A 22,113-nucleotide genomic window follows, 5' to 3' on the forward strand; every position below is an offset into this window, starting at 1 on the left:
ACTCTAAAGTGGAAGAAAAACAATCCCCTAAGGTGGCTAAGTGTCTAGATAGGGCGTGACAAGTTGATGAATGTTGACTTTCGCGCCAATCCTTGCTGCAAGAAGGTACAAACCACCGATTTTTCGATGTAGGAACAGAGCATCTGCGGGAGGGGTGTGCCAGTAGTCTTGCTCCATACTCAACACCGAACCTGCTTGCCGCAATCGCGTTGCTAAGTCACTGCGTTTGAAGTCGTACGCCTCGTCAACCAACATAGGTTCACACGCCATGTTGACTAAGTTGAGAATCGCACTGCGTTGCTCGGGCAAAATGCCTTGGCTAAAAAAGCCAATTTGCTCGAGCGCGCTGTTTAACCCAGTTTCATCTTGATTAAGGGCTGCACGAAACGCTTGCCGATAGCCGGAACTGAATCGCTCGCTATATTCACGCGTTGCGCCAAAATCCAGAAGCCCGATTTGCTCTGTTTCTCGCATGAAGAGATAGTTGGCAAAATTGGGATCGGTTTGAACCATTTTGAACTCGAACAGCTCTTTAAACAGAAGGTCGAGCAAGTTTGTCATGGCGCGGTCTCGCACTGCTTCAGGCTCGTTGACTAGAGTCTCAATGGGCTCGCCTTCAAGGTATTCCATTGCAAGGACAGATTCTGAGCTTATCTGCGAATATACTTTCGGCACGACAAAGTGGGGGGAGTCTTTCAATGCTTCCCGATAGCGATGGGCAAACTCCGCCTCTCTGACATAGTTTGCTTCATCATGAAGTTGCCACTTCGCTTCTTCCAGCAATCCTTTGTAATCCACAGAGTCGGGGATCAGTCCAACCATTTTTAGCAAGGTCCCGACATTGTCTACATCGCTGTCGATGCTTTTACGCACGCCAGGATACTGAACTTTTACTGCAATGTTATCGCCATCATCACGGTATGCTTGGTGGACCTGACCAATCGACGCACTCGCGATGGGCTTAAAATTGAAGGCGAGGAACTGAGATTTCCACTCTGCCCCTAGCGCGTCCGCGAGCGTTTGGCTCAACTGCTTTGAAGGCATTGGGTCGGCGTCGGAACGCAATTTTGCTAAGATTTCAGCGAGCTCTGGCTCAAGAATATCACCCGCATCCATTGATAGCATTTGGCCCATTTTCATCGCAGCGCCCCGAAGATGCGCCAATTGTTGAGTTAGGCGGTGAATGTTTTTTGGTGTGAGCAGGAGATCGCGCACATTCGGTTTATTACCTTGAGCGATTTGCTTGGTGCCTTCGGCAATGACGTTTCCGGTCACCCGTGTTGCCAATGAGGCAAACTTACTGAACCTCGAGATGCGATGAGTAGGAAGGCTGCGTTCCTTAGTTGACATGAACTTCTCCCGCTGAGTTAGTTGATTAAATCTCCTTGTTTATACGGTAGAAAAACGCATTTGGACACAATAAGAATGAGAAACCGCTCATTTCTGAGCGGTTTTGGTGATCCTTAAATGGAATAGAAGAAGTAGAGCTGTGATTTCATTCGGATGATGATTCCACGTATGGCATCAAGAAAAGCCATAAACCCAATGGGTTTTTCACCACTTACCCATGCGAGCCCTACAGACCCGACGGGGATATCGTACCCCTCAGGCTCTTCGATTTTAAGCCTCACGAAATGGTGCTTGTTTTGGAGGTTTTGTCCGGTTGTTTTTCGCACCGATTGATCCAAACCCAGCAAGTTGCTTTGGGCTTCCCCAGTGCCTTCGACGATGCCTTCAACCTCTGCGGAAAAAATTTTTCCTGGATAAACGGAAGAAGCAAATTCTGCCACTTGGCCTGGTTTCACGTTTCGAATCGCTTGGTGGTTGACGCGCATCAGAACGTATTTTTCTTCGGTGTACATTTGCAGGCGAGGCATCATGGAAACGCGCTGCCCTTCACGCAGAATGAAGTTAGTCACAAACCCATCTGCTGGCGCGCGAACCAGAGTACTGTCGAGATCCCATTTTGCTTTCGCGAGCTGCTCTTGCGCTTTTAACCAGTCGGCGTGTTTGGCTTTTACCGCGAGTGTCGCTTTGCTTATCGCCAGCTTCGCTTTATCCGTTTCCACTTGCTTGGTTTGCAGTTGAGATTCAATGGTTTCGATATTGAGCTTCGTTTTCGCAACTAAGGTTTCTTGTTTGTCGATGTCACTGGCGGTAATGGTGTTTTCGACGACGCGATTTTGCTCTTTGTAGCGTTTAAGCATCTTTTGTTGCAGTTCATAGTCGACTTTAGCCATTTCAAGCTGGCGCTCTGTGGTGGTTAAGTCTTGCTGCATTGAAGCGTAGGTCGCCTTGGCAATAGCCACATCTTCTTGAGCGACTTCTTTCGCCACGCTGGTGGCTTCTTCCGACACCTTGGCTTGATTGTAGGCGATTTGATACTGGGTATCGTCAAGGCGGTAAATCGCTTGCCCTTTTTTAACTGACTGATTGGGTCTAATAAATATCTCTTCGACTTTGCCAGTAACATTGGCAGAGTCAGGACGAAGCTGAATATGAGGTGATTGAACCACCGAACCGCCGGATAAGTCCATAGGAGTGAAATTGATCAGTCCAACCCAGACAAACATTAGCCAAGACGCGCCCCCGAGGTAAGCGAACCCTTGAGTGAATTTGTTCCAAGGCATTCCCACTAGGCGAAGTAAGTAGATAAATAATGCCCAAACGGCCAAGCCTTCTAACATTATGCTTCCTCGTGTTGTGTTTCAGTTTTTGGGGCATGTCGCCACGTGTCGCGAAGGTTAACAATCGCTTTTTCCATATCGACAAAGGCAAGAATCACGGCGATAACCCAAACCCAATGCCACAAGAAACCGATCCATGTGAGGGCGGTGATTAAGCCTATTTGATGGTGATCCTTACTGTGCGCTTTGTTGATGGGCAGTTCATGAAACTTCCAAAAGCCAACGATCGCGGCGCCAACGCTGGCGATAAGGACAAAAGCGGCAACAACATGAAGTGCAGTGTCTGCGCCAGTGCCGACAAAAGGAACGCTTAACAAACTCATTGAGGTCTCCAATCATTCTGAGAGCCGCCAGTGTGTTTGAGATTTGCCTATATCGATTTTTTGTGACAGATTAAATCACAACTTAGTGATTTATGATGTAATCAGTATGAATCAAGTTCGATTTATTCGTGCGCTTGGCATCAAGCAGCTCCACTTACTCGCGAAGCATCGCTATGGCATTAGGCAAGGTGGGCTTTATATTCCTGAAAGCGCGTTAGAGAACCCAATGACACTGCTCCCTTTGTCAGAGGTCAACCGTTGGTATGAAAAGCTCGAAGAACAGAGTGAAAACAGCGATGTGATTTTGGAGTTGAGTCGAGAAATAGACCTCAGCAAACTTGGCGCTATCTCTCGTTGGTTTTTGTCCGGCTACGATCTTGCCTCAACCATTCGTCGCATCAACCACGGGCTTAGCTCACTTCAATCTGGTGCCTATCTGTCCGGGGCGCAAAGTGGTGCGATCTTAAAATGGATCTACCACAACCCATACATTGAGCCGCAGTGTAAGATTCACGACAGTATTCGAGTAGCGGTCTTTATGACGAAGATCCTACGTAGCTACCTCGGAGAGGACTTTACGCCAATGCGAGTTCTGGTGTCGGGAACGCGTAAAAACCGCGAAAAATATGAAGCGTATTTCGGCTGCCCTGTGGAGTGGAGCCATTGCAAAACCGAGATTTGGTTCCACTCTGATTTACGCTTGGCGACACAACAGAAAAACTTGTTCCCTCAGCAACGTTTAGCGATGAACTTCTCTGATTTGGATGAGTTCCTGAATATGCCGGAACCGGACGATGAGGTGAAGGTGATCTATGAGGTCATTAATTACAGTCGTCATTACGGGCTGCCGACCTTGGAACGAGTCTCGGGTTTACTGGGGCTCTCTACTCAGCAGTTTCAGCGTAAGCTGCATGGATTTGGAATGAACTTTACGACAGTGATGGGGTATGTGCTGAGTAATACCGCGGTGAGGTTGCTCAGCCGCGGTTTATCGCCTGACGAAGTCGCGTCACATTTGGGCTATCAAAACAGCGCCAGTTTCAATCGCATGTTTAAAAAACATCGCGGTTTGACGCCCAAACAATATGTGCAGCACTTTCAAGATCTTTTTTAGCCCGACGTGCCTTCTATGAATGGTGCCAGCGGTCTCCATAAGCCGTGCTGTAGTCGGGCTCTGGCAGGTCTCCGAGCTCATCTGCTGGCTCAAGCGGCCCGACGACGGTGCGATAGGGCAGGACGCCCGCCCAAACAGGTCGCTCCAAATCACTTTTGTCGTCATTCACGCCTGAGCAACTTATTTTCACCGAGGCTTCCGTGAGAGGAATACGAAGCACCATGGTCGCTGCGAGTTCTTTATCGCTACTGAGTCGAACGTGATCGGTTCGACCAGGTGCGATGTGTTCGATAAAGTGGTTTAGCACCTGATCCTTTTCCTGCTTGTCTTCAACGCGCTCAAAGGTGCCAAAAATCACGGCTGAGCGATAGTGTGCGCTGTGGTGAAAAGCCGATCGAGCAAGCACCCATCCATCAAATAAGGTAAAAGTGAGGCAACTTGGCTCTCCTTTGCTTAGATTGCGCATCAGTCTGCTGTTGTTTGCCCCATGAACGTAGATGTGGCGGTCGACTCGCCATGCCAGCATGGGAATGATCACGGGGCCGCTTTCCGTCGTAATGGCAATATGTGCGATCAACGACTCATCTATGATTGCGTCCAGTTGGTCTGGGTCAAAGACCGCTTTGTGCTGTCCTTTGTTGATTTCGGTTCTTTTCGTTGTCGATAGCATCGCAAAACTTCCTTTCTTATTGCTCCATAGGTGATAAGGTATCGTTGAAGTGGTACTTTGATTAGAGCCAGTTTTTTATGATGGATGGATCCAGTTTTGACGCCAATCGACAGTGGGGATTTAACCCTAAGTTGCAAAAATAGCCCCTTGCAACAGCAGCTTTTTCAAGCCATTCGCAGTAAAGTCGTTAGCCATTTGTGGCCGCTTGGAGGCAAGCTGCCATCAACGAGAAAGCTGGCACTCGAGCTCTCCATTAGCCGCAATACGGTGATCGCTGCCTATGAACAACTCGTCGCAGAAGGTTATCTTGAAAGCCGCCCAGGGTCAGGGTTCTTTGTTGCTGTAGAGCTTCCGGAACACTACTTAAATGTGAAGGATAGGAACCCCACACCGTCTGCTTCTTCTGTGCGCAGAGAGCGGCCATTGTTGAATCAACCATTCTCCCCCGGCATTCCTGATTTGGCGCAGTTTCCAATCGAAAAGTGGCAGCGTTTCTTGCAGCGCCACTCGGGACGCTTGAGTTTGCTTGGTTGCCAAGACGTGCAAGGGAGTATGGCACTGCGCAGCGCGATTGCCGATTACTTAGCGACCAGTCGCAGTGTCTCTTGCTCGCCAAGCCAGATAGTGATCACCTCGGGCGCTCAACAGGCGTTGTACATTGCAAGTCGAGTGATTTTGCAATCGGGCGATGCACTTTTAATGGAGCAGCCGGGTTATACGCAAATGAGTAAAATTCTCGATTTGAACCGAGTTCAGGTCGAGCCGCTTTGCGTGCGTCAGCATCAAGGGTTTGACTTGCAGCAGGTCTTCTCTAGCCGTGCCAAAGCGCTCTATATCACTCCCAGTAATCAATACCCGATGGGAACAACGTTAAATACAGAGCGGCGTTTAGCACTTATTCAATGGGCTGTGGCAAACAAGAGCTGGATTGTTGAAGACGACTACGACAGTGAGTTTCAGTTTGCTCATCGTCCCTATACAAGCTTGCAAGGTCTTGCCAGTGATGTGGGAGGCGCGAACCGCGTTATTTACATCGGTTCCTTTAGTAAAGTGATGTTCAACGGACTGAGGCTTGGCTATATGGTGGTCCCTGAATCGACGGTCGAGCAATGCCTAGTGGTCAAAGATGCAATGGGAGGTGATACGCCAACGCATACTCAAGAAGCGCTCGCAGATTTTATTCGTGAGGGCGATTTATTGCGCCACATTCGCAAGATGCGTCGTCTGTATCAACATAAGCATGCGCTGACTTGTCAGTCGATTCACCGCCATTTTTCTCCACAGGTTGAGGTGATCAGCCAAGCGGCAGGTTTGCACGTGACGCTTAGCTGGCTCTGCTCTGTGGACGAAGCGGAGTTTGTCTCGCAGGCCGCGGCAAATGGGCTAGTCATTCGTGCGCTCAGTTACTACGAAGACAGCGCGGTTAAGCAGGGAATAACCCGAGATTGGGGAGGTGTTGTGCTCGGGTTTGGTAACGTTGCATTGGACGACATAGAGTCAAATATCGCCAAGTTAGCGCGAATATTTGACTCACTAATGGCGAAGGCTTAGTTCGGCTCGATTTGGGTCTCTTTTTTGCCAGAATACTTTTGCCACGGTAAACAGAGCAGCCCGAATACGCACAAAGCGTAAAGCATGGACCAACCCAAACAAGCGAAGACGAGCACACAAAGCATTAGCGAAACCGCAGCTAGCCAACGGCCAGCTCCTGTCAAAAGTTTGAACGCAGAGAGCATGGCCAGCAGATACACCAGAACGAAGATGCCATTAGCTAGCTTGAGGAAAAACTCCAAATCGAGTCCTGAGATTTCACCAATCACGCAGGAAATGAGCAGCACGACTGCAATCGCAATCGTCGCATTCGCTGGGACGCCACGAATGGAGAGTCTTGCCAGTGCACTATTTGGGCGGTAATCCCTTGCTTGCGCCCAGACCATTCTCGACAAACTTTGTGTATAAAGGTTGACGCTAGCAAAGCAGGCTGCGAATCCAAGTCCACTGATCAACAGCTTAAATTTCTCACCAAACAGTTGCTCAGACAGCCAAGGAATCGAGGCGCTGTCAAAGCCCGCTGAACCATAGGCTTGGTATTTAAGAATCACGACCGAGCAAGCCCAGTACGTTGCGCCTGCAATAAAACATCCAATCAAGATCGCGATAGGGAAATCACGTTGTGGGTTTTTAAACTCTTCTCCCATATGCGCAAATGCTTCTATACCGACAAAGCACCAAAACATCACACCAAGCGCCGCGCCGATACTCCAGAGGGACTCTTGAGTAAGTTCTGGCATAACCATGTCTGATGTATCAATTGAACCTTGCCACCAAAAGCTCGCGATGAGAGCGAAAATACTCAGCGCGATGACCGTTTGTAACCTTCCAGAGGATTTGGTCCCCGCGAGGTTAACCGCGACAAGCAGGCCGACGGTGATAATTTGCGCCATAAGAGAGCTATTGATTGGCTGTGGAAGAAGCTGTTGTAAAAAACCGGCCGCCAAGGCAATCGCAGCGGGAACGCCAACAGGAATGACGCTAACAAACAACCAAGCGACGCTTTTTTCTAACCGTTTATTGAACGCTTGTCTGACAAAATAGGCAGTGCCGCCTGCATTTGGGTAACGTTTTCCAAGTTGGGCAAACGTTAGGGCGATTGGGCAAATGGCGACAAACAGAATCAACCAAGCCCAGAGAGAAAAGTGGCCGGCAATACCCGCGGCGATGGCAGGCACCATAAATAGACCCGTGCCGAGTAACGTGGTTGAGAGTTGGCCTATGCCAGAGATTAAGGTGATGTCCCTTCTGAGTTCGCTCATTGCATTGCTTCCTGTGCTAGTGAATTACAGCTTAATCAATTACCCGCATGATGGCAGCCATCAATTCGTCGTAGATAAAAGTCAATATGACGGAAATTCCTGTTAGATAAGTCAAATTGATCACTTTCCCCTGTCGGGCGTTTGTGTCACATTACTTTTAATCAACAGGATAAGTTGGGTAATGAGCTGGAAGAATATGGACAAATTTGATCATCAAATCATAGAGATACTAAAACGCAACGCGAGATCCTCCGTAAGTGACATTGCTCGTCAGGTCAATCTGTCGCGTTCGGCTGTGACGGCACGCATTGCTAAGCTGGAGCAGGAAAAGGTTATTTTGGGCTATCACGCTCAACTTGCAGACAAACAAAGCGACGCTCCTAAAATTCAAGCCTATTTGGCGCTTAAGTTCGATATGTCCTCGACGACTCAGTACTGCGAGACTTACGCAGAAAAGATCTATCAGATTGATGGGGTGAAGTGGTGTCATGCGATCAGTGGCGAGACTGACATGATGCTCTTTGTGGAAGTGCCAACCATGCAGCAGTTGAATGAAGTCCGTGATGAACTGCAAACCATCCCTGAGTTACGACATTTAATGACCCATACCGTCTTAACGGAGTTTTTCAATACCCATGGCCATTGACCAGATCAACCTAAACCTGCTTCGCTCATTGCAAGTGCTGTTAGATGAGTGCCATGTGAGTCGCGCCGCCCAGAAGCTTAATCTAACTCAATCGGCAGTAAGCAGACAGCTGTCCCAACTGAGAGAACTGTGCGGTGATTCCCTATTAGTTCGTGATGGCAATCAGTTGATCCCGACACCAAAGGCGATGGCTATGAGAGGAAAGCTGGCTCAACTGCTGGGTGAGGTGGACCAACTGCTCAATGATAAACCATTTGATCCTTTGCTGTGGCAACAAGAATTTGTCATTTCCTCGAGTGACTATGTGGCGCAGTATATTCTGCCAAGTATTGTCGCCCTCGGTGCTGAGCATGCGCCGAAGGTGAATCTGGCGTATCGTCTATGGCAGCCTGATTATCTTTCCAAAATGAATGAGCAAGGCATACATTTAGCATCGACCATGTTGCCAGAGCCGCCCAAACATCTGAGCAGTGTTCAAATTGGCGAAGATAAATCCCTTTGCTTGATGCGAAAAAACCACCCATTGGCGAGCATTGAATCGCTGAGTTGTGACCAGATAACGGCGTATTCACATCTCAAAGTGACGGGGGGAGGAGACAAAGACAGCCCTGCAGATATTGCCCTGAATGCATTGGGTTATCAGCGCAGAATTGCACTTAAAGTGCCGTTCTTTTCGGCTGCCATTAACGCCTTACTTGCGAGTGATTATTTGATGATTGTACCTGAGCATATTGCGATTAATCTCTCACGTGAGTATCCACTTACTTACGCGACTCTCCCTTTTGATACTCAGGCACACCAGTATTGGCTGATGTGGCACCCTAAATATGACCTCGATAGCGCGCATCAATGGATGAGAGAGCGGGTCCTCCATGTCATGCAAACATGCCCTTATTCGATAGGTATGATTTGACATCATGATTGGTATGATTAATGACAATTTCAAATCATAACCTGTGTCATTTACCTTGATAAAAGGACACAACAATTAGGAAAAAAAGATGACTCTGACGGTTTGGCTTTCACTGTTTACTATTTGCCTATTAGGTGCGATGTCGCCTGGGCCAAGTTTGGCGCTCGTGGCGAAACACAGCTTGGCAGGAGGCCGTATGAATGGGCTCGCGGCGGCGTGGGCTCACGCGACAGGGATTGGTATCTATGCGTTTATTACCCTTATCGGCTTGGCTGTGGTGCTGCAGCAATCCCCACTATTGTTTAAGAGTATCAGTTACGCGGGCGCAGGCTACTTAGCCTACTTGGGATTCAATGCGCTGCGCTCGAAAGGTGGTGTTGCCGCTAAGCTGGAATCGGGTGAGCAAACTAGCCTTTGGCAGTCGGCGCGAGAAGGCTTCTTGATCTCACTGCTTAGCCCGAAGATTGCTCTTTTCTTTATCGCACTGTTTAGCCAGTTTGTTGCAGTTGGGGATGGCTATGCGGCAAAAGCGGTGATCGTTGCTACACCTCTGGTGGTTGATGGCTTGTGGTATACCTTGATTACTTTTTTACTATCCAGCCCGAAAATAATTGATAGAATTCGTTCCAAAGCACAGTTGATCGACAGATTGTCTGGCGCGGTACTCATATTGCTTGCTATCCGAGTCGTGCTCACAGTCTAGATAACAACCATGCCCACGTTAGAATGGGCAATCAGGGAGAAAATAATGATAAGACTTGCGGTCATTGGAACCAACTGGATCACAGACCAGTTTGTTGAAGCGGCATTGAAATCTGGGGAGTATCAACTCTCAGGAGTATATTCGCGTTCACTCGAAAGTGCAGAAAAATTCGCGGAAAAGTATGACAACCCTGCACTGTTTGATGATCTTGATGCGCTAGCGACATCACCTTTAGTCGATGTTGTGTACATAGCGAGCCCCAATAGCCTACATGGCCCACAAGCAATTCAAATGATGAAAGCGGGTAAGCACGTCATCGTTGAAAAACCGATGGCCTCAAGTTTTGCACTCGCAAAGCAGATGTTTGAGGTGGCAAAAGAACACAATGTGATTCTGTTTGAAGCCTTTATGTCTTGTCATATGCCTAACTTTAAGCGTTTGAAAGACGCTCTCTCGTCAATCGGTAAGATTCGCAAAGGTTTGATCACCTATTGTCAGTATTCGTCGCGTTATCAAAAGTACCTCGCGGGAGAAAATCCCAATACGTTCAATCCAGCGTTTGCCAACGGTTCCATCATGGATATTGGTTTCTACTGTTTGAGTTCGGCGGTTGCGCTGTTTGGTGAGCCCTTGGCAGTAAATGCGCAAGCGCACCTTTTGGAATCAGGAGTGGACGGCAGTGGCAGTGTCACTATGAGCTACGATGGCTTTGAAGTGGTCTTGCAACACTCGAAAATCAGTGATTCCTACTTACCGAGTGAAATTCAAGGGGAAGAGGGGGCACTGTTGATTGATATGATCTCGACAGCGAAGAAGCTCACCAAATTCACTCGAGGCAGTGATTTAGGAGTGGATCTGAGCGTTAAGCAAGAGACCAACCCAATGTATTACGAAGCACAAGAGTTTGCTAGGCAGTTCAAGCAGAAATCAGCAGATGAAAAGTGCACGCAACGATCTTTGATTGTGGCAAAATTACTTGAGGAAATTCGCCGCCAAACCGGTGTGAAGTTCCCTACAGATACGATTAGCTCAACCAAATAAGAGAAAAACAGATGCAAGCTGAAGTGAAATGGATTGATGAGTTTAAGTTTTTAGGTCACTCCCAGTCGGGGCATTCCGTGGTAATGGATGGCAACGGAGGTGCGACCGCGCCGAGCCCAATGGAAATGGTGTTGATGGCCGCTGGTGGTTGTAGCTCGGTAGACGTTGTCGATGGGCTCAAAGAAGCGGGCCAAGCTGTGACAGCATGTATTGCCAAGTTGACCACAGAGCGTCGTGAAACGGCACCACGTATTTTTACTAAGGTGAATATTCATTTTGAAGTGTCTGGAGAGAGCCTAGATGCAGAGGTTGTCGCCAAAGTCGCTGCCGATTCTCTGGAAAAGTATTGTTCAGTGTGTTTGATGCTTGGCCAAGGTGTGGAGATGACACACAGTTGGGAAATCATCTAGTTTCACGCTCACCTCATAACTAGCCGAGCAATTAGCTCGGCTTTTTTGACGAAGATAATCACTATGTTTCAAACCCATAAATTTACCATCGCCGGTATTGCGGCCATTCTGCTTTGGAGCAGTGTGATGGGCGTTGCCCGTGCGGTGACGGAAATGCTTGGCCCTGTTGGTGGAGCCGCGTCGATTTACACCGTTGCTGCCCTTTTTCTTGTCGCGGTGATGGGCGTGCCCAAATGGCGCCAATATTCTCTGCGTTACGTGCTGCTCGGCGGCGGGCTTTTTGTCGCCTATGAGATGTGTTTAGCTCTGGCTTTGGCAATGGCGAATGATCGCCAACAAGCCATTGAAATGTTGGTGATTAATTACTTGTGGCCAGCGTTAACCGTGCTTTTAGCGGTGTTGGTGAGTGGCAAGAAAACCAATGTGCTGGTTTATCCAAGCGTGGCACTGGCGTTTGTTGGCGTTGCATGGAGTATTTCTGGCGATCAAGGACTCTCTTTAACCCAAATCAGTGCCAACATTGCCACTAACCCGACGACCTACGCGATGGCGTTTGTTGGCGCTTTTCTGTGGGCAATCTACTGTAACTTGACCAAGCGAATTTCTAACGGGCAAAATGCTATCACGCTGTTTTTCATCATGACGGCGATTTCTCTCTGGATTAAATACGCCCTAAGCGCTGAAACTGGAATGAGTGTGACGTTAGAGTCGGGCAGCTTACTCTTAGTGGCTGGGGTGTTTATGGGCAGTGGCTATGCGTTATGGAACTACGCCATCATTGGTGGGAACATGGTGCTACTGGCGACGTTGTCGTATTTTACCCCTGTCTTATCGACCATTATCTCGTCGATTATTTTAGGGATTGCACTGTCGTCTAGTTTTCTACAGGGTGTCGTGATGGTGACCTTGGGGTCGTTGATGTGCTGGTGGGTGACACGAGATAAACCGATCACCAAACAATCTCGATAGGCGTGCCAATAGTCACTAGGCTGAGTAACTCGTCCATTTCTTGATTAGTAATTGCGATACAGCCATCCGTCCAGTCAAAGCTTTGCACATAATTGGCTGGACGACGCTCTCCGTTTTTCAAACCGTGTATCTTGATGTCTCCGCCTGGATCGAGGTTGTGCACCCTTGCATACGTTCTATCCCGTAGGTTGGGGTAGCTAATATGGATCGACTTATAATATTGCGAGTCTTCGATAACAAAATCGAGATAGTAGCGACCTTCTGGGGTTTTTTGATCGCCTTCCTGTCTCTTATGCCCTTTTGGTGATCGCCCCAGAGCGACTCTATACTCCCGCACTACCTCTTTGCCATCCATCAGGTACATTCGGCGTTTAGATTTATCCACTTTAACTAAGTCTACGCCTGCGATGGACACCGCTGAAAACAGAGTCAGTAACGTCATCAACAATAGCTTTTTCAATGGTCTCTCCAGAGGTATTGGGGGTGTGCGCCCTTGGTACTTTTATTTTATACCGATCCAAACTTAGGGATGATCCTCTTTCTTCGAGGTCGTATCGGATAAACAAATTACATCTTGCTCACTGATGTAAGTTTTGGAAATAAGATCATAAAAAATGTAAGTCGTATCATATCTCGTAAACTTGCTTCATATGAAATGCGAGGCACTTAACAATGGCCCTGAATAACATTTGATTGCACCTTGGTAACTGTTACTTTTTTAATCGAAAAAAGATAATAAAAAAGGTCCAGGCTAGGATTATGTTCCCACGAATGCTACTCAAAAACATCTTATCAGCTAGGAACCAACGGTTTCTCGCTAATTCGTTGTTCCAGTATATCGATGAACTCTTGGGTGTAGAGCACATCGGTGTGTTCAGCGAACCGAAAGGCGGCAACTCCGCCGAATTCCTTTACAAGAAAGGGGAACCCGCTGACTTAGAACTATACCCTAAAACCTTCTGGACTTGGGTATCGCAATTTGACACCTCTGATGGTCTTCTGCCTCTAAAAATGAACACGTGTCAATGGGCATACGAACAGCACATGTCATCTGAGAGCTATGTGTTTATGCTCGACAATCGTCCTGAAATGCGTACCTACCTTATTGCCGAGAATGTGGATCCTCAGCGTATCAGCCAGTCGAATGAGAGCAATCAACTGGAGGCGCTACAGATTATCGCCGCGCGCTGGCAATGTGTTCGCGCAGAAACCGAAGCCGCGAAAGAGTTCAAACAGCGAGACATTAAAGAAGCCAAATACTTAGATGTCATCAAACAGCGCGAGCTATTTATTGAGAATATGAAACTTGTCCAGCAAGTGGCGGTGGACATTTCTAACCCATCTAATCTTGATGAGTTGTATCGAATGGCTGTTGAGTCAGTGCGAGATAAACTAGGGTTTGACCGCGCTGTGTTTATGCTGCTCGACATTAAAAAGCGCTGCTTTAGTGGGACTTACGGCACCGACGAGTTCGGTAACACAGCCAGTGAGCACCATACCCAATATGATTTGCATCAGCTTGAAGAAACCTACATTAATGCCTTGTTTGAAGGGAAAGAAAACCTAGTGATTGTTGACGGTGCGCCATTGTACACCGCTGGCAACGTGATTGGTCAGGGCTGGAATGGCATGCTCATCCTCCGTGATGGCGAAGAGATCATTGGTTGGATTGCGCTCGACAATTATATTAATCGTAACCCTATTACCTCCTATCAACGCCAAATGCTCGAGTCATTTGGCTCGCTCCTTTCCCAGATTTATATTCGTAAACGTCAAGAACAAAATGTGCGCATGTTACACGCCAGTATGGTTGAGTTGTCGCGCTGTATGACGGTGAGCGAAGTGTGCAAATCTGCGGTCACGTTTGCTATTAACCGCTTGGGTATTGATCGTTTTGCGGTATTTTTGACCGATAAAGAGTGTACCCACATGCAAGGTACTTGGGGTACTGATATTCAAGGCAATGTGGTGGACGAATCCTACTACCGTTCAGATACGGTCGAGCGCTCAATCGTTAATGCGGCTAAAGTCAGCCCAAACGATGTGGTGTTTGAAGAGTCGGTTCCCATCTACCATGACTTCCATATTGTAGGTTTTGGTTGGACTGCGATGACGATGCTTGTCGACAACAACGGGGAGCCTATTGCGTTTATCGCAGCAGATAACCTGATTAAGCGAACCCCTCTCACACACCAACTGCGAGAGGTCATTCGTATGTTTGCGTCCAATCTGACGGAAGTTCTGTTGCGCATTCGGGCTCAAGAAGAGATCCATCAGATGAATGAGAATCTAGAGCAAGAAGTGAAAGCGCGTACTCGGGACCTACAGAAAGCGAACGAACAGCTTGAAATGATGGCAAAGATGGATCCGTTGACGCGATTGGGTAACCGTCGCATGCTCGAAACGACGTTAGAAGAGTTGTGTACGAGTTGCGAGGATGGGAGCCAACACTACGGTTTAATCCTGGTCGACATCGATCATTTTGGTTTATACAACAATCATTACGGCCATATGCAAGGCGATATCGCATTGATGCGAATTGGCAATATTTTGCAGCATCATACTCAGTCAGAAAACGAAGTGTTTTGCAGAATTGGTGGCGAGGAGTTTGCTTTGCTAGTGGTAAATCAATCTCCAGAACGTGTTGCCCATTTGGCGGAATGTATCCGAAGATGCATTGAGGATGAGCAAATCCCGCATCACCTCAATACGTGCAGCGAGTTTCTCACCGTCTCTGTAGGGTATGCGGTTCTGGAGCTTGATCAAAGCGAGTTCAGTTTCGACCGTTTGTATGTCGAAGCTGATGACTCGCTTTATCGGGCAAAAGAGCTAGGCAGAAATACGGTTAGTGGTAGCGTGAGTTTGATTGAAGTTGCGTAACTGAGCCCCGAGAATAGCAAGGCAGCCTCTAGATGGCTGCCTCTATTTTTCTCGTTATTACAACGATGCAAGTTCTGTACTAGCTGCTAGCTTTTTCTTTTGTATTTTTTCCACCTTTTTGATGAGTTTCACAAGCTGACGGCTATCCCAGGTTGCGCAGCTTGACGAGTATTGGCTTTGGTTCATTGCCTCAAGCTCTAAATCGATTTGGCGTTTCAAATCGTCATCTTGAATTTGAATTTCTGACCACCAAAGATTGAAGCGGTAACCGACCTGAACCAAGTCTTGGGTTTTAATTACATCCATCAATGTGTCGAGGCTCGATTGCGCTTTTGGCGAGGTGCCTTGAGCTTGGCGCGGCGCTCGTTTCAGCTTCAATAACCATGCAAGAGTCATCAACCAAAGAGAGGCAAACAAGGCTGTTGCGTGGGGCCAATAGCCTCGGTCAACAATCGTCACTGTCTCTTGCGTCACTTGCGGTGTATTGAGTAAAACTGGTTCACCAGTATTGATTTGCTCGCCTGGGCCTACATTTAGCGTGATACCTTCAATGCTGGCCGTTGCAGCGGCTTCTTTTTGGCTATCCCACCAATTGAGTTGAATCGCGTTGAGATCAATGCTTCCTTGCTGCTGAGGGATCAACACCTGCTTGACTGTCATACGCGTGAGGTCGTCACCTAAGGCGGAAAACTGCGGTTTTTCTTGATACACACGCACAGAGCTTGGGTAGTTGACCTTGATGTCGGGGAAGCGTTCGCTAGAAAGCCCCTGAATATCAAGGGTAATCTCGCGGCTAATGGAGTCTCCTACTTTGGTGTCTAGAGTTGTGGAGGTGAGATTGTTGCCCTCACTGTCCATCCAACGTTGGGTCATTGATAGTTTCGACGCGGGTAACCAGTGTCCTTGAAAGCTATCTGGGATCGCGTGAACCTTGATAGTGAAGGTTTTTGGTTCGGTGTTGGCCGATACCAGTTTGGTGGTGCCGCTACGATTGTCGCCAACAATCACGCTACCTGCAAAGCCAATCCCAGAGAGAACAAAGTCGCCGGGCTTATCTGCGGTGATACGGTAGTTTTGATCGAGAACCGTCACCTCAACACCGTCTAAAACGCTTTGGTACTGATTCGGTTCCCCGATCGCGTCCAACGTTAACCCTTCGCCTTTCGGCGGAAGTACGCTTGGGTTTTGCAGCCTTCTTGGGTCCGCTTTAATGATCAATCGCGTTTTGAGCAGAGCGCTCTCACTTGGATAGAGAGTTTGTTTATTGAGGGTGCTCTGCAGTTCGACAAGATCGCTAGCCTTTGGCGCTTCACTGTCCATATTTACTTCAATGGCGATAGGATCAGATTTCGCCCCTTCGACTGAAAATGACGGGATTTGGGTGATACCTAAGCGCTGAGCGGCGAGAGACACATTCCACTCGCTCCTCGTTGTTCGGCTGCCGTTGATAATGTTGAGTGAGGTACCAAAACTTGGTCGACCGACGTAAAAGTCTTGTTCTAATACGCTAAAGTCAATCTCATCTGAGTCGACTTTCTCGTCTACCACAATACGCAGTTGAAACACTTCGTTTTTAACCACTTTGTTTTTGCTGACCGTCACCCAAATGTTCGCGGCAGACGACGGAGCGCTCACCAACGCGAGTAAGGTGGCGAGTAAGCTGATAAAAATGCGTGTGTTGAGGTTCATCATTACCATTTCTTACCTGTTTGTTGTGGTGGTTGTTTTTGTTGTGCTTGTAGCAGCATTTGCGCTCGCAGCAAACGGCTTGGATCTCTTGCTGCTTCCACTTGCTGGAGTTTTCTCAACTCGGGATCAATCGGTTGTTGGTTATCTTGGCTGAGCTCGGCAGCAAGAGCGTCAGAGTCTGTTTGCGGCTCGTTGGTTGAGGGTTGAGCCTGCGATTGAGGGCTTGGCTCACTGTCCTCTTGTTGACCTTGTGGCTTATCTTCTTGTTGACCGCTTGGCTTGCTTTTTTGCATGCCATCTTGGTCATCATGCGCTTGCTCACCTTGTTGAGGTCGGGCTTTTCCCTCTTGTGTCGATTGCTGTTGTGGCTCTCCTGTGTCAGAGGCTTGCTCAGGGTTCGACTGCTGCTCAGAGGGCGTTTGTTGACCTTCTTCCTGCTCTGAAGATGAACGGTTTTGCTGAGCATTTTGATTGTTTTGTTCAGGTGACTGGCTAGAATCGCCTTGCTGTTGCTGTTGCTGTTGCTGTTGCTGTTGCTGTTGCTGTTGCTGTTGCTGTTGCTGTTGCTGTTGCAGGCGCTTCTTTCCCCACTCTAAATTGGTGCGTGCGTCTTGATTATCGGGCTCTTGTTTTAGAACCGATTCGTAGAGGTCAATCGCATCTTGATAGTTTCCGAGTTGAGCCAAGGCATTTGCTCGGTTGTACATTGCCTGCGGGCCAGAGAGTGGCGCTAGGGTTTCTGCTGCGCCTTGGTAGTCGCCCGACTCATATTGGGCAATGCCTTTCCAATTAGGATCCTCAAACAAGTCTGCGGCTTGTTGGTATTGTTTGTTTTCGAAATGCTGCATTGCTTGCTGATCTTTTGTTAACCATGGGCTCGCTTGGGCCGACGGTGAGTGAGCAAGTGGCAAAACTACCAGTGCAACCGCAAAGAAGACTCCTCGGCGAAACATCATCAACGCTGGAATAATCAGCAGTGGAATCAACCAAAACCCTTGATTGATTCGTTCTTCAATCATTTGATCGCTTTTGGTTGCACTTGCTTCATCGACTTGGGATGTGGAGCGAGCAATTTGCAACACATCATTGTTGGTAACTTGCACGGGAACAAATTGACCACCCGTCTCGAAAGCTAGTGTTTGCATATTGGTAAAATTGGATTTCGCAACAACAGGTTGGCCGTTGTCTAGCGTCATTAGGCTGCCATTGTCCAGTTTTATTGGCGCGCCTGCACGAGACCCTATGCCGAGTATCGATAGGGGCCAGTTTGAGTTGCTCAGCAGGGATTCGATGGCGTTTCGCTCGGTATCATCAATATCGTCAGTAACCAATACGATATGACCGGTTGCGAGGCCAGTGTTTTGCATCATCTCGATGGCGAGCTTTACACCACTGGCGGCATTCGCGCCGGGGTAGGGCATAAGTTCAGGTGATAAGTTAGGCACCAAGTTGGCGATGGTGTTGGCATCACTTGTCATTGGGCTAACCATATAGGCGTCGCCTGCATAAGCGACCAAACCCGTGCTCCCTTCTAGCCAGTGAGAGAGTATATCGGTCACTTTGTAGCGTGCTTGAGTGAGTCGGTTGGGTTTAATGTCGGTGGCGTACATAGACATCGACATATCCATCACAACGACACGGGCACTGGTGTTGGCAAAGCTTGGACGCTCAAGGGCGTGAAAACTAGGGCCGGACAGCGCAACTATTGCAACCACCCCACTCAATGCGATGAGAGCGAATCGGCGGCGATTGAGCGTTGTGGCTTGAACTCCCATCGCTTTTGCTAGATGGGGCGCGATTAAGGTTTGTGTTTGCGCTCTACTCTTTATCCAGAATATGAGGGCGAACCATGGTAGCAATGCGATTAACCACATCGGGTTAAGGAGAACGAAATTAGACATGATTTCTCCTCAATAAGATCAGAAAAACAAAGCCAAGCAAGGCAATGCTCAGCGGCAGTGGAAACCACTCTTTTTGTGGACGCCAAGTTTGTGTTGCCTGAGAAATTGGCTCCAAACTGTTGATGGTGTCGTAAATTGTCGCGAGCTCTTTGGCGTCACGGGCTCTGAAGTACTGCCCGCCAGTCACTTGTGCAATGTCCATCAGTGTTTTTTCGTCAAGGTCTTGGGCGGTGTTGACTTTGCGGGTCATGAAAAACTCTTTCACGACCATTTCTCCAGCGCCCACGCCTATGGTGTAGATCGTTGCGTTGTATTTTTTGGCGATCTTGGCGGCTTCTAGCGGATCCAGCACGCCTGACGTATTGCTACCATCGCTAAGCAAAACCATTACGCGTTGCGGCGCATCGCTATCGACAAAGGTTTTGGTGGCAAGACCAATGCCCTCACCGATGGCCGTTTTTTCCCCAATTAAGCGCAATACCAACTGATTGACCTGCTCGGCGATGGTCTTTCTATCGAGAGTCAGAGGGGTTTGCAAATAGGCGTGATCGGCAAATAAGACCAATCCCAAGCGATCTCCCTCTCGTTTGCTCGCGAAGTCACTTACGACCTTTTTTACCGCGGTGAGGCGATCGACGTAGTCACCATCATCAAGCATATCTTCTTTGCTCATGGAGTAAGAAAGATCGAGGACCAACATCAAATCTCGATGCTTCGGTTGAGTGGTGACCGGCTCTCCATACCACACGGGTCTTGCCATTGCGGCAACCAGGGCAACCCAAACAATGGCGGCGATGATTTTTGCCAACCCATTTTTCGGCGCGTTTCCTTGCCCATGACTTGGGACGTACGGCAGATAAATGGGTGATTGATGTTTAGCCGCTGGCGCAAAGTAGTAAATGACCAGTGGCAAAGGTAGTAGCAATAAGCTCCACCACCAAACAAGATCAAAACTAGCCAACTATGTTCTCCTTCTTTTCGGTGGCAGTGCTTGCTCTACCCAATCTTTGCAATCTTGGAGCAGTTCATCGCCATTAGAGATAGGCTGCTTGCTGTACAGCGCCTGCTGCCATTGTGTTTGATTGGGCGTAAAGCGCGGTGCCTTGAGTTGACTGTCTAAAAACTCATACCAAGTTGGTCCGGTTAACTGGGCGATTTCTTCACGAGGGTAGTAACAAAGTGCCGCTTGCCTAACGAGTTCAATCGCTTCTGACGGTTTAGTTCCTTGAGTTAACAGTCGCAAAGCCGTTTTCTTGGGCGCAAGGCGCTTTTTGTTCCAACGCAGCAGTAGCCACATAACGAGCAAGCATAAAAGGACTGCTGCAAAAACTGCCCACCATCCCCATGCGAGTGGAAACCAAGCTGGGGCCTCTGGTAAATGCAGAGGTTGGAGTGAGAGTGGTGAAGCTTGAGTATCTGTACTCATGATTGGAATCCATGTAGCTGGTGAATAAGCGCAGTGTCGCTAGAGAGCGTCGAAAAACTCATGCCCAAGCGATGGGCAAGGAGCTTGAGTTGCTGCTGCTGTTGATTGAAGGCAGACTCAATACCTTGGCGCGTTTTCTTTGATGAGAAGTCGAGCCAACGTGTTGTGTGTCTGTCTGATACTTGTTCTGTGCCACGAAAAGCCGTAATGCCTTGCTCAAGCGGATCACAGATTTGAATCAGACGAACCCGATTATGCTGACCCAAACGGCGAAGCAGGTTTTGATCTTCTTCACTGAGTCGAATGAAGTCGCTTAACAGGACAATCTCACTGCCTTTCGGACACATGCGCGCCAAGGCTTGAAGCCCTTTGGCCATGTTTTCGTCAGCGCTGCTGGGGTCGGTAAGTTGAGCTTGATGGTGCGTCACTAGGGCTTGGGCAATCGCCAATGCCCCTTTGTTACGCGATGTCGGTTTTAGCTCAATAAGCTGGTTTCCCAAATCCAACAATGCGCCAACTCTGTCTTGCGCAGAGACACTCAGCCAAGCGATTAGGCTCGCCATGTGTGCCACCTGGACCGATTTAAGCATTAGCTGAGAACCAAATAGCATACTTGCACTTAAATCAAGGTAGAGCACTATTGGCTTTTCTCGTTCTTCCGTAAACAGCTTGGTATGAGGTTTTCCGGTGCGAGCGGTTACTCGCCAATCAATCGCGCGGATGTCATCACCACTTTGGTATTGGCGAACCTCACTAAAATCCATCCCCCGACCAAGTTGTCGGCTTTGGTGTTGACCAAGCATCTGTGACCACAGACTTTTGGCGGGGGGCAACCATTGGACACATTGCTGCTTATAGTAAAGCAACTCATCCAAGTTGAGGTTAACGCCGTTACTGTAAGGCGCGAGTTCTGGTGTCATACTCACCTCTATGCGCTGCCGACTAACGATAAAATCTTGTTGATGACTTGATTCGGGTGTATCCCTTCCGCTTGTGCTTGGTAACTGAGTAGCAGACGATGACGCAAGACAGGGAATGCCATCGCTTGGACATCTTCAGGTGAGACGAAATCACGTCCGTTTAACCAAGCGTGAGCACGAGCGCAGCGGTCTAAGGCGATGGTCGCGCGCGGGCTGACACCCATTTCAAGCCATTGGTTCAATGTATCGTCGTACTGCGACGGTTGGCGAGTCGCCATAACTAAGCGAATGATGTATTGCTCAATCGTGTCAGCCATATGAATATTCAGCACCTCTTGGCGCGCAGCAAAAATATCCTCTTGGCTCAATCTTGGCGGCTTAGCACTGCTGTCACCTTTCGCTTCGCCTCGATTTAAGCGCAATATAGCCAATTCACTTTCTGCGTCTGGGTAGTCGACATCAAGGTGAATCAAAAAGCGATCCAACTGAGCTTCTGGGAGTGGGTAGGTGCCTTCCTGCTCGATCGGGTTTTGAGTCGCCATAACCAAAAAGAGCGCTGGCAAGGTATAGGTTTTACGCCCTGCGGTGATCTGCTTTTCTGCCATCGCTTCGAGCATGGCTGCTTGCACTTTTGCCGGAGCACGGTTGATCTCGTCAGCCAGAATGAGCGAATTGAAGATCGGACCCGCTTGAAAGGTGAACTCGCCAGTTTCAGGGCGATAAATGTCGGTGCCCGTTAGGTCGGCGGGGAGGAGGTCAGGGGTAAACTGAATACGGTGAAAATCCCCTTCAATACAGTCGGCGAGTGATTTTACTGCGCGAGTTTTGGCTAAGCCAGGAGGCCCTTCAACTAAGATGTGGCCATCTGCCAACAGTGCGACCAACAATTGCTCGACCAATTCACTTTGACCAATAACTTGGCTGTTTAAGTACTCTCTTAGCTGTAAAAGTGCCTGTGATTGCATTCCATTTTCTCCTCATTTTTTCACTTAGTGATTTGCAACTTAG

At 48.5% G+C, this 22,113-nt stretch carries 21 protein-coding genes; 9 read left to right on the forward strand and 12 right to left on the reverse strand.

The window, feature by feature from the left end; all coding sequences use genetic code 11:
- Positions 1–36 precede the first annotated feature (36 nt).
- The 3 genes from OH458_RS10185 to OH458_RS10195 form a co-directional block, all read right to left on the reverse strand.
- The gene (locus OH458_RS10185; RefSeq protein ID WP_269978234.1) at positions 37–1,350 is read right to left on the reverse strand and encodes an ABC1 kinase family protein; all 1,314 of its coding nucleotides are present in this window, start codon (positions 1,348–1,350) and stop codon (positions 37–39) included.
- A gap of 113 nt (positions 1,351–1,463) precedes the next feature.
- Positions 1,464–2,687, reverse strand: a complete 1,224-nt coding sequence (locus OH458_RS10190) for an HlyD family secretion protein (protein WP_269978235.1) — start codon at positions 2,685–2,687, stop codon at positions 1,464–1,466.
- Positions 2,687–3,010 (reverse strand): hypothetical protein, encoded by a 324-nt coding sequence (locus OH458_RS10195; protein ID WP_038212659.1) that lies wholly within the window; start codon positions 3,008–3,010, stop codon positions 2,687–2,689. Before OH458_RS10195 ends, OH458_RS10190 begins: the two co-directional genes overlap by 1 nt.
- Positions 3,011–3,116: 106 nt before the next feature.
- On the opposite strand from OH458_RS10195, the gene OH458_RS10200 reads away from it, so the two are divergent.
- Complete coding sequence (locus OH458_RS10200; RefSeq protein ID WP_269978236.1) at positions 3,117–4,124, forward strand: AraC family transcriptional regulator; 1,008 nt, start codon at positions 3,117–3,119, stop codon at positions 4,122–4,124.
- A gap of 13 nt (positions 4,125–4,137) precedes the next feature.
- On the opposite strand, the gene OH458_RS10205 is transcribed toward OH458_RS10200, so the two are convergent.
- On the reverse strand, positions 4,138–4,794 hold the full coding sequence (locus OH458_RS10205; RefSeq protein ID WP_269978237.1) for a pyridoxamine 5'-phosphate oxidase family protein: 657 nt from the start codon (positions 4,792–4,794) through the stop codon (positions 4,138–4,140).
- Positions 4,795–4,890: 96 nt separating this feature from the next.
- On the opposite strand from OH458_RS10205, the gene pdxR reads away from it, so the two are divergent.
- Complete coding sequence (gene pdxR, locus OH458_RS10210) at positions 4,891–6,345, forward strand: MocR-like pyridoxine biosynthesis transcription factor PdxR (protein ID WP_443088504.1); 1,455 nt, start codon at positions 4,891–4,893, stop codon at positions 6,343–6,345.
- Here pdxR and yjeH read toward each other — a convergent pair.
- Positions 6,342–7,607, reverse strand: a complete 1,266-nt coding sequence (gene yjeH / locus OH458_RS10215; RefSeq protein ID WP_269978239.1) for an L-methionine/branched-chain amino acid transporter — start codon at positions 7,605–7,607, stop codon at positions 6,342–6,344. The genes pdxR and yjeH overlap by 4 nt on opposite strands.
- A gap of 196 nt (positions 7,608–7,803) precedes the next feature.
- On the opposite strand from yjeH, the gene OH458_RS10220 reads away from it, so the two are divergent.
- From OH458_RS10220 to yddG, 6 genes are all read left to right on the forward strand, one after another.
- The gene (locus OH458_RS10220; protein ID WP_269978279.1) at positions 7,804–8,253 is read left to right on the forward strand and encodes an Lrp/AsnC family transcriptional regulator; all 450 of its coding nucleotides are present in this window, start codon (positions 7,804–7,806) and stop codon (positions 8,251–8,253) included.
- The gene (locus OH458_RS10225) at positions 8,243–9,166 is read left to right on the forward strand and encodes a LysR family transcriptional regulator (RefSeq protein ID WP_269978240.1); all 924 of its coding nucleotides are present in this window, start codon (positions 8,243–8,245) and stop codon (positions 9,164–9,166) included. The genes OH458_RS10220 and OH458_RS10225 overlap by 11 nt, the downstream gene beginning before the upstream one ends.
- 88 nt (positions 9,167–9,254) lie before the next feature.
- Positions 9,255–9,869 (forward strand): LysE family translocator, encoded by a 615-nt coding sequence (locus OH458_RS10230; protein ID WP_038192193.1) that lies wholly within the window; start codon positions 9,255–9,257, stop codon positions 9,867–9,869.
- A 45-nt stretch (positions 9,870–9,914) separates the two neighbouring features.
- Positions 9,915–10,910, forward strand: a complete 996-nt coding sequence (locus OH458_RS10235; RefSeq protein WP_269978241.1) for a Gfo/Idh/MocA family protein — start codon at positions 9,915–9,917, stop codon at positions 10,908–10,910.
- An 11-nt stretch (positions 10,911–10,921) separates the two neighbouring features.
- The gene (locus tag OH458_RS10240; RefSeq protein ID WP_269978242.1) at positions 10,922–11,320 is read left to right on the forward strand and encodes an OsmC family protein; all 399 of its coding nucleotides are present in this window, start codon (positions 10,922–10,924) and stop codon (positions 11,318–11,320) included.
- Between the two features lie 63 nt (positions 11,321–11,383).
- Positions 11,384–12,289 (forward strand): aromatic amino acid DMT transporter YddG, encoded by a 906-nt coding sequence (gene yddG, locus OH458_RS10245; protein WP_039477032.1) that lies wholly within the window; start codon positions 11,384–11,386, stop codon positions 12,287–12,289.
- On the opposite strand, the gene OH458_RS10250 is transcribed toward yddG, so the two are convergent.
- Positions 12,270–12,731 (reverse strand): L,D-transpeptidase family protein, encoded by a 462-nt coding sequence (locus OH458_RS10250; protein WP_269978280.1) that lies wholly within the window; start codon positions 12,729–12,731, stop codon positions 12,270–12,272. The genes yddG and OH458_RS10250 overlap by 20 nt on opposite strands.
- 317 nt (positions 12,732–13,048) lie before the next feature.
- Here OH458_RS10250 and OH458_RS10255 point away from each other — a divergent pair, with 317 nt between their 5' ends.
- Positions 13,049–15,169 (forward strand): sensor domain-containing diguanylate cyclase, encoded by a 2,121-nt coding sequence (locus OH458_RS10255; RefSeq protein ID WP_269978243.1) that lies wholly within the window; start codon positions 13,049–13,051, stop codon positions 15,167–15,169.
- Positions 15,170–15,226: 57 nt separating this feature from the next.
- Here OH458_RS10255 and OH458_RS10260 read toward each other — a convergent pair whose 3' ends face one another.
- Genes OH458_RS10260 through OH458_RS10285 form a run of 6 tightly spaced genes read right to left on the reverse strand, consistent with a single transcriptional unit; the run spans position 15,227 to position 22,070 of the window.
- Positions 15,227–16,858 (reverse strand): BatD family protein, encoded by a 1,632-nt coding sequence (locus OH458_RS10260; protein ID WP_269978281.1) that lies wholly within the window; start codon positions 16,856–16,858, stop codon positions 15,227–15,229.
- Between the two features lie 2 nt (positions 16,859–16,860).
- The gene (locus OH458_RS10265; RefSeq protein ID WP_269978244.1) at positions 16,861–18,759 is read right to left on the reverse strand and encodes a VWA domain-containing protein; all 1,899 of its coding nucleotides are present in this window, start codon (positions 18,757–18,759) and stop codon (positions 16,861–16,863) included.
- Positions 18,752–19,720 (reverse strand): vWA domain-containing protein, encoded by a 969-nt coding sequence (locus tag OH458_RS10270; RefSeq protein ID WP_269978245.1) that lies wholly within the window; start codon positions 19,718–19,720, stop codon positions 18,752–18,754. Before OH458_RS10270 ends, OH458_RS10265 begins: the two co-directional genes overlap by 8 nt.
- Positions 19,721–20,185: a DUF4381 domain-containing protein gene (locus OH458_RS10275; RefSeq protein WP_269978246.1), complete on the reverse strand. Its 465-nt coding sequence runs from the start codon at positions 20,183–20,185 to the stop codon at positions 19,721–19,723. It lies immediately after the preceding gene.
- Entirely contained in the window at positions 20,182–21,105 is a 924-nt protein-coding gene (locus tag OH458_RS10280; RefSeq protein ID WP_269978247.1) for a DUF58 domain-containing protein, read from the reverse strand. The genes OH458_RS10275 and OH458_RS10280 overlap by 4 nt, the downstream gene beginning before the upstream one ends.
- An 8-nt stretch (positions 21,106–21,113) precedes the next feature.
- On the reverse strand, positions 21,114–22,070 hold the full coding sequence (locus OH458_RS10285) for an AAA family ATPase (protein WP_038141642.1): 957 nt from the start codon (positions 22,068–22,070) through the stop codon (positions 21,114–21,116).
- Between the last annotated feature and the right edge of the window lie 43 nt (positions 22,071–22,113).

It is taken from the genome of Vibrio sp. MarTm2 (genome assembly GCF_027587055.1).
GTDB lineage: Bacteria > Pseudomonadota > Gammaproteobacteria > Enterobacterales > Vibrionaceae > Vibrio > Vibrio sinaloensis_D.

Excerpts from the sequence above, each read along its gene's own strand:
- OH458_RS10185 (WP_269978234.1), bottom strand. The coding sequence starts at position 1,350 with ATGTCAACTAAGGAACGCAGCCTTCCTACTCATCGCATCTCGAGGTTC.
- OH458_RS10190 (WP_269978235.1), bottom strand. The coding sequence starts at position 2,687 with ATGTTAGAAGGCTTGGCCGTTTGGGCATTATTTATCTACTTACTTCGC.
- OH458_RS10195 (WP_038212659.1), bottom strand. The coding sequence starts at position 3,010 with ATGAGTTTGTTAAGCGTTCCTTTTGTCGGCACTGGCGCAGACACTGCA.
- OH458_RS10200 (WP_269978236.1), top strand. The coding sequence starts at position 3,117 with ATGAATCAAGTTCGATTTATTCGTGCGCTTGGCATCAAGCAGCTCCAC.
- OH458_RS10205 (WP_269978237.1), bottom strand. The coding sequence starts at position 4,794 with ATGCTATCGACAACGAAAAGAACCGAAATCAACAAAGGACAGCACAAA.
- yjeH (WP_269978239.1), bottom strand. The coding sequence starts at position 7,607 with ATGAGCGAACTCAGAAGGGACATCACCTTAATCTCTGGCATAGGCCAA.
- OH458_RS10220 (WP_269978279.1), top strand. The coding sequence starts at position 7,804 with ATGGACAAATTTGATCATCAAATCATAGAGATACTAAAACGCAACGCG.
- OH458_RS10225 (WP_269978240.1), top strand. The coding sequence starts at position 8,243 with ATGGCCATTGACCAGATCAACCTAAACCTGCTTCGCTCATTGCAAGTG.
- OH458_RS10230 (WP_038192193.1), top strand. The coding sequence starts at position 9,255 with ATGACTCTGACGGTTTGGCTTTCACTGTTTACTATTTGCCTATTAGGT.
- OH458_RS10235 (WP_269978241.1), top strand. The coding sequence starts at position 9,915 with ATGATAAGACTTGCGGTCATTGGAACCAACTGGATCACAGACCAGTTT.
- OH458_RS10240 (WP_269978242.1), top strand. The coding sequence starts at position 10,922 with ATGCAAGCTGAAGTGAAATGGATTGATGAGTTTAAGTTTTTAGGTCAC.
- yddG (WP_039477032.1), top strand. The coding sequence starts at position 11,384 with ATGTTTCAAACCCATAAATTTACCATCGCCGGTATTGCGGCCATTCTG.
- OH458_RS10250 (WP_269978280.1), bottom strand. The coding sequence starts at position 12,731 with ATGACGTTACTGACTCTGTTTTCAGCGGTGTCCATCGCAGGCGTAGAC.
- OH458_RS10255 (WP_269978243.1), top strand. The coding sequence starts at position 13,049 with ATGTTCCCACGAATGCTACTCAAAAACATCTTATCAGCTAGGAACCAA.
- OH458_RS10260 (WP_269978281.1), bottom strand. The coding sequence starts at position 16,858 with ATGAACCTCAACACACGCATTTTTATCAGCTTACTCGCCACCTTACTC.
- OH458_RS10265 (WP_269978244.1), bottom strand. The coding sequence starts at position 18,759 with ATGTCTAATTTCGTTCTCCTTAACCCGATGTGGTTAATCGCATTGCTA.
- OH458_RS10275 (WP_269978246.1), bottom strand. The coding sequence starts at position 20,185 with ATGAGTACAGATACTCAAGCTTCACCACTCTCACTCCAACCTCTGCAT.
- OH458_RS10280 (WP_269978247.1), bottom strand. The coding sequence starts at position 21,105 with ATGACACCAGAACTCGCGCCTTACAGTAACGGCGTTAACCTCAACTTG.
- OH458_RS10285 (WP_038141642.1), bottom strand. The coding sequence starts at position 22,070 with ATGCAATCACAGGCACTTTTACAGCTAAGAGAGTACTTAAACAGCCAA.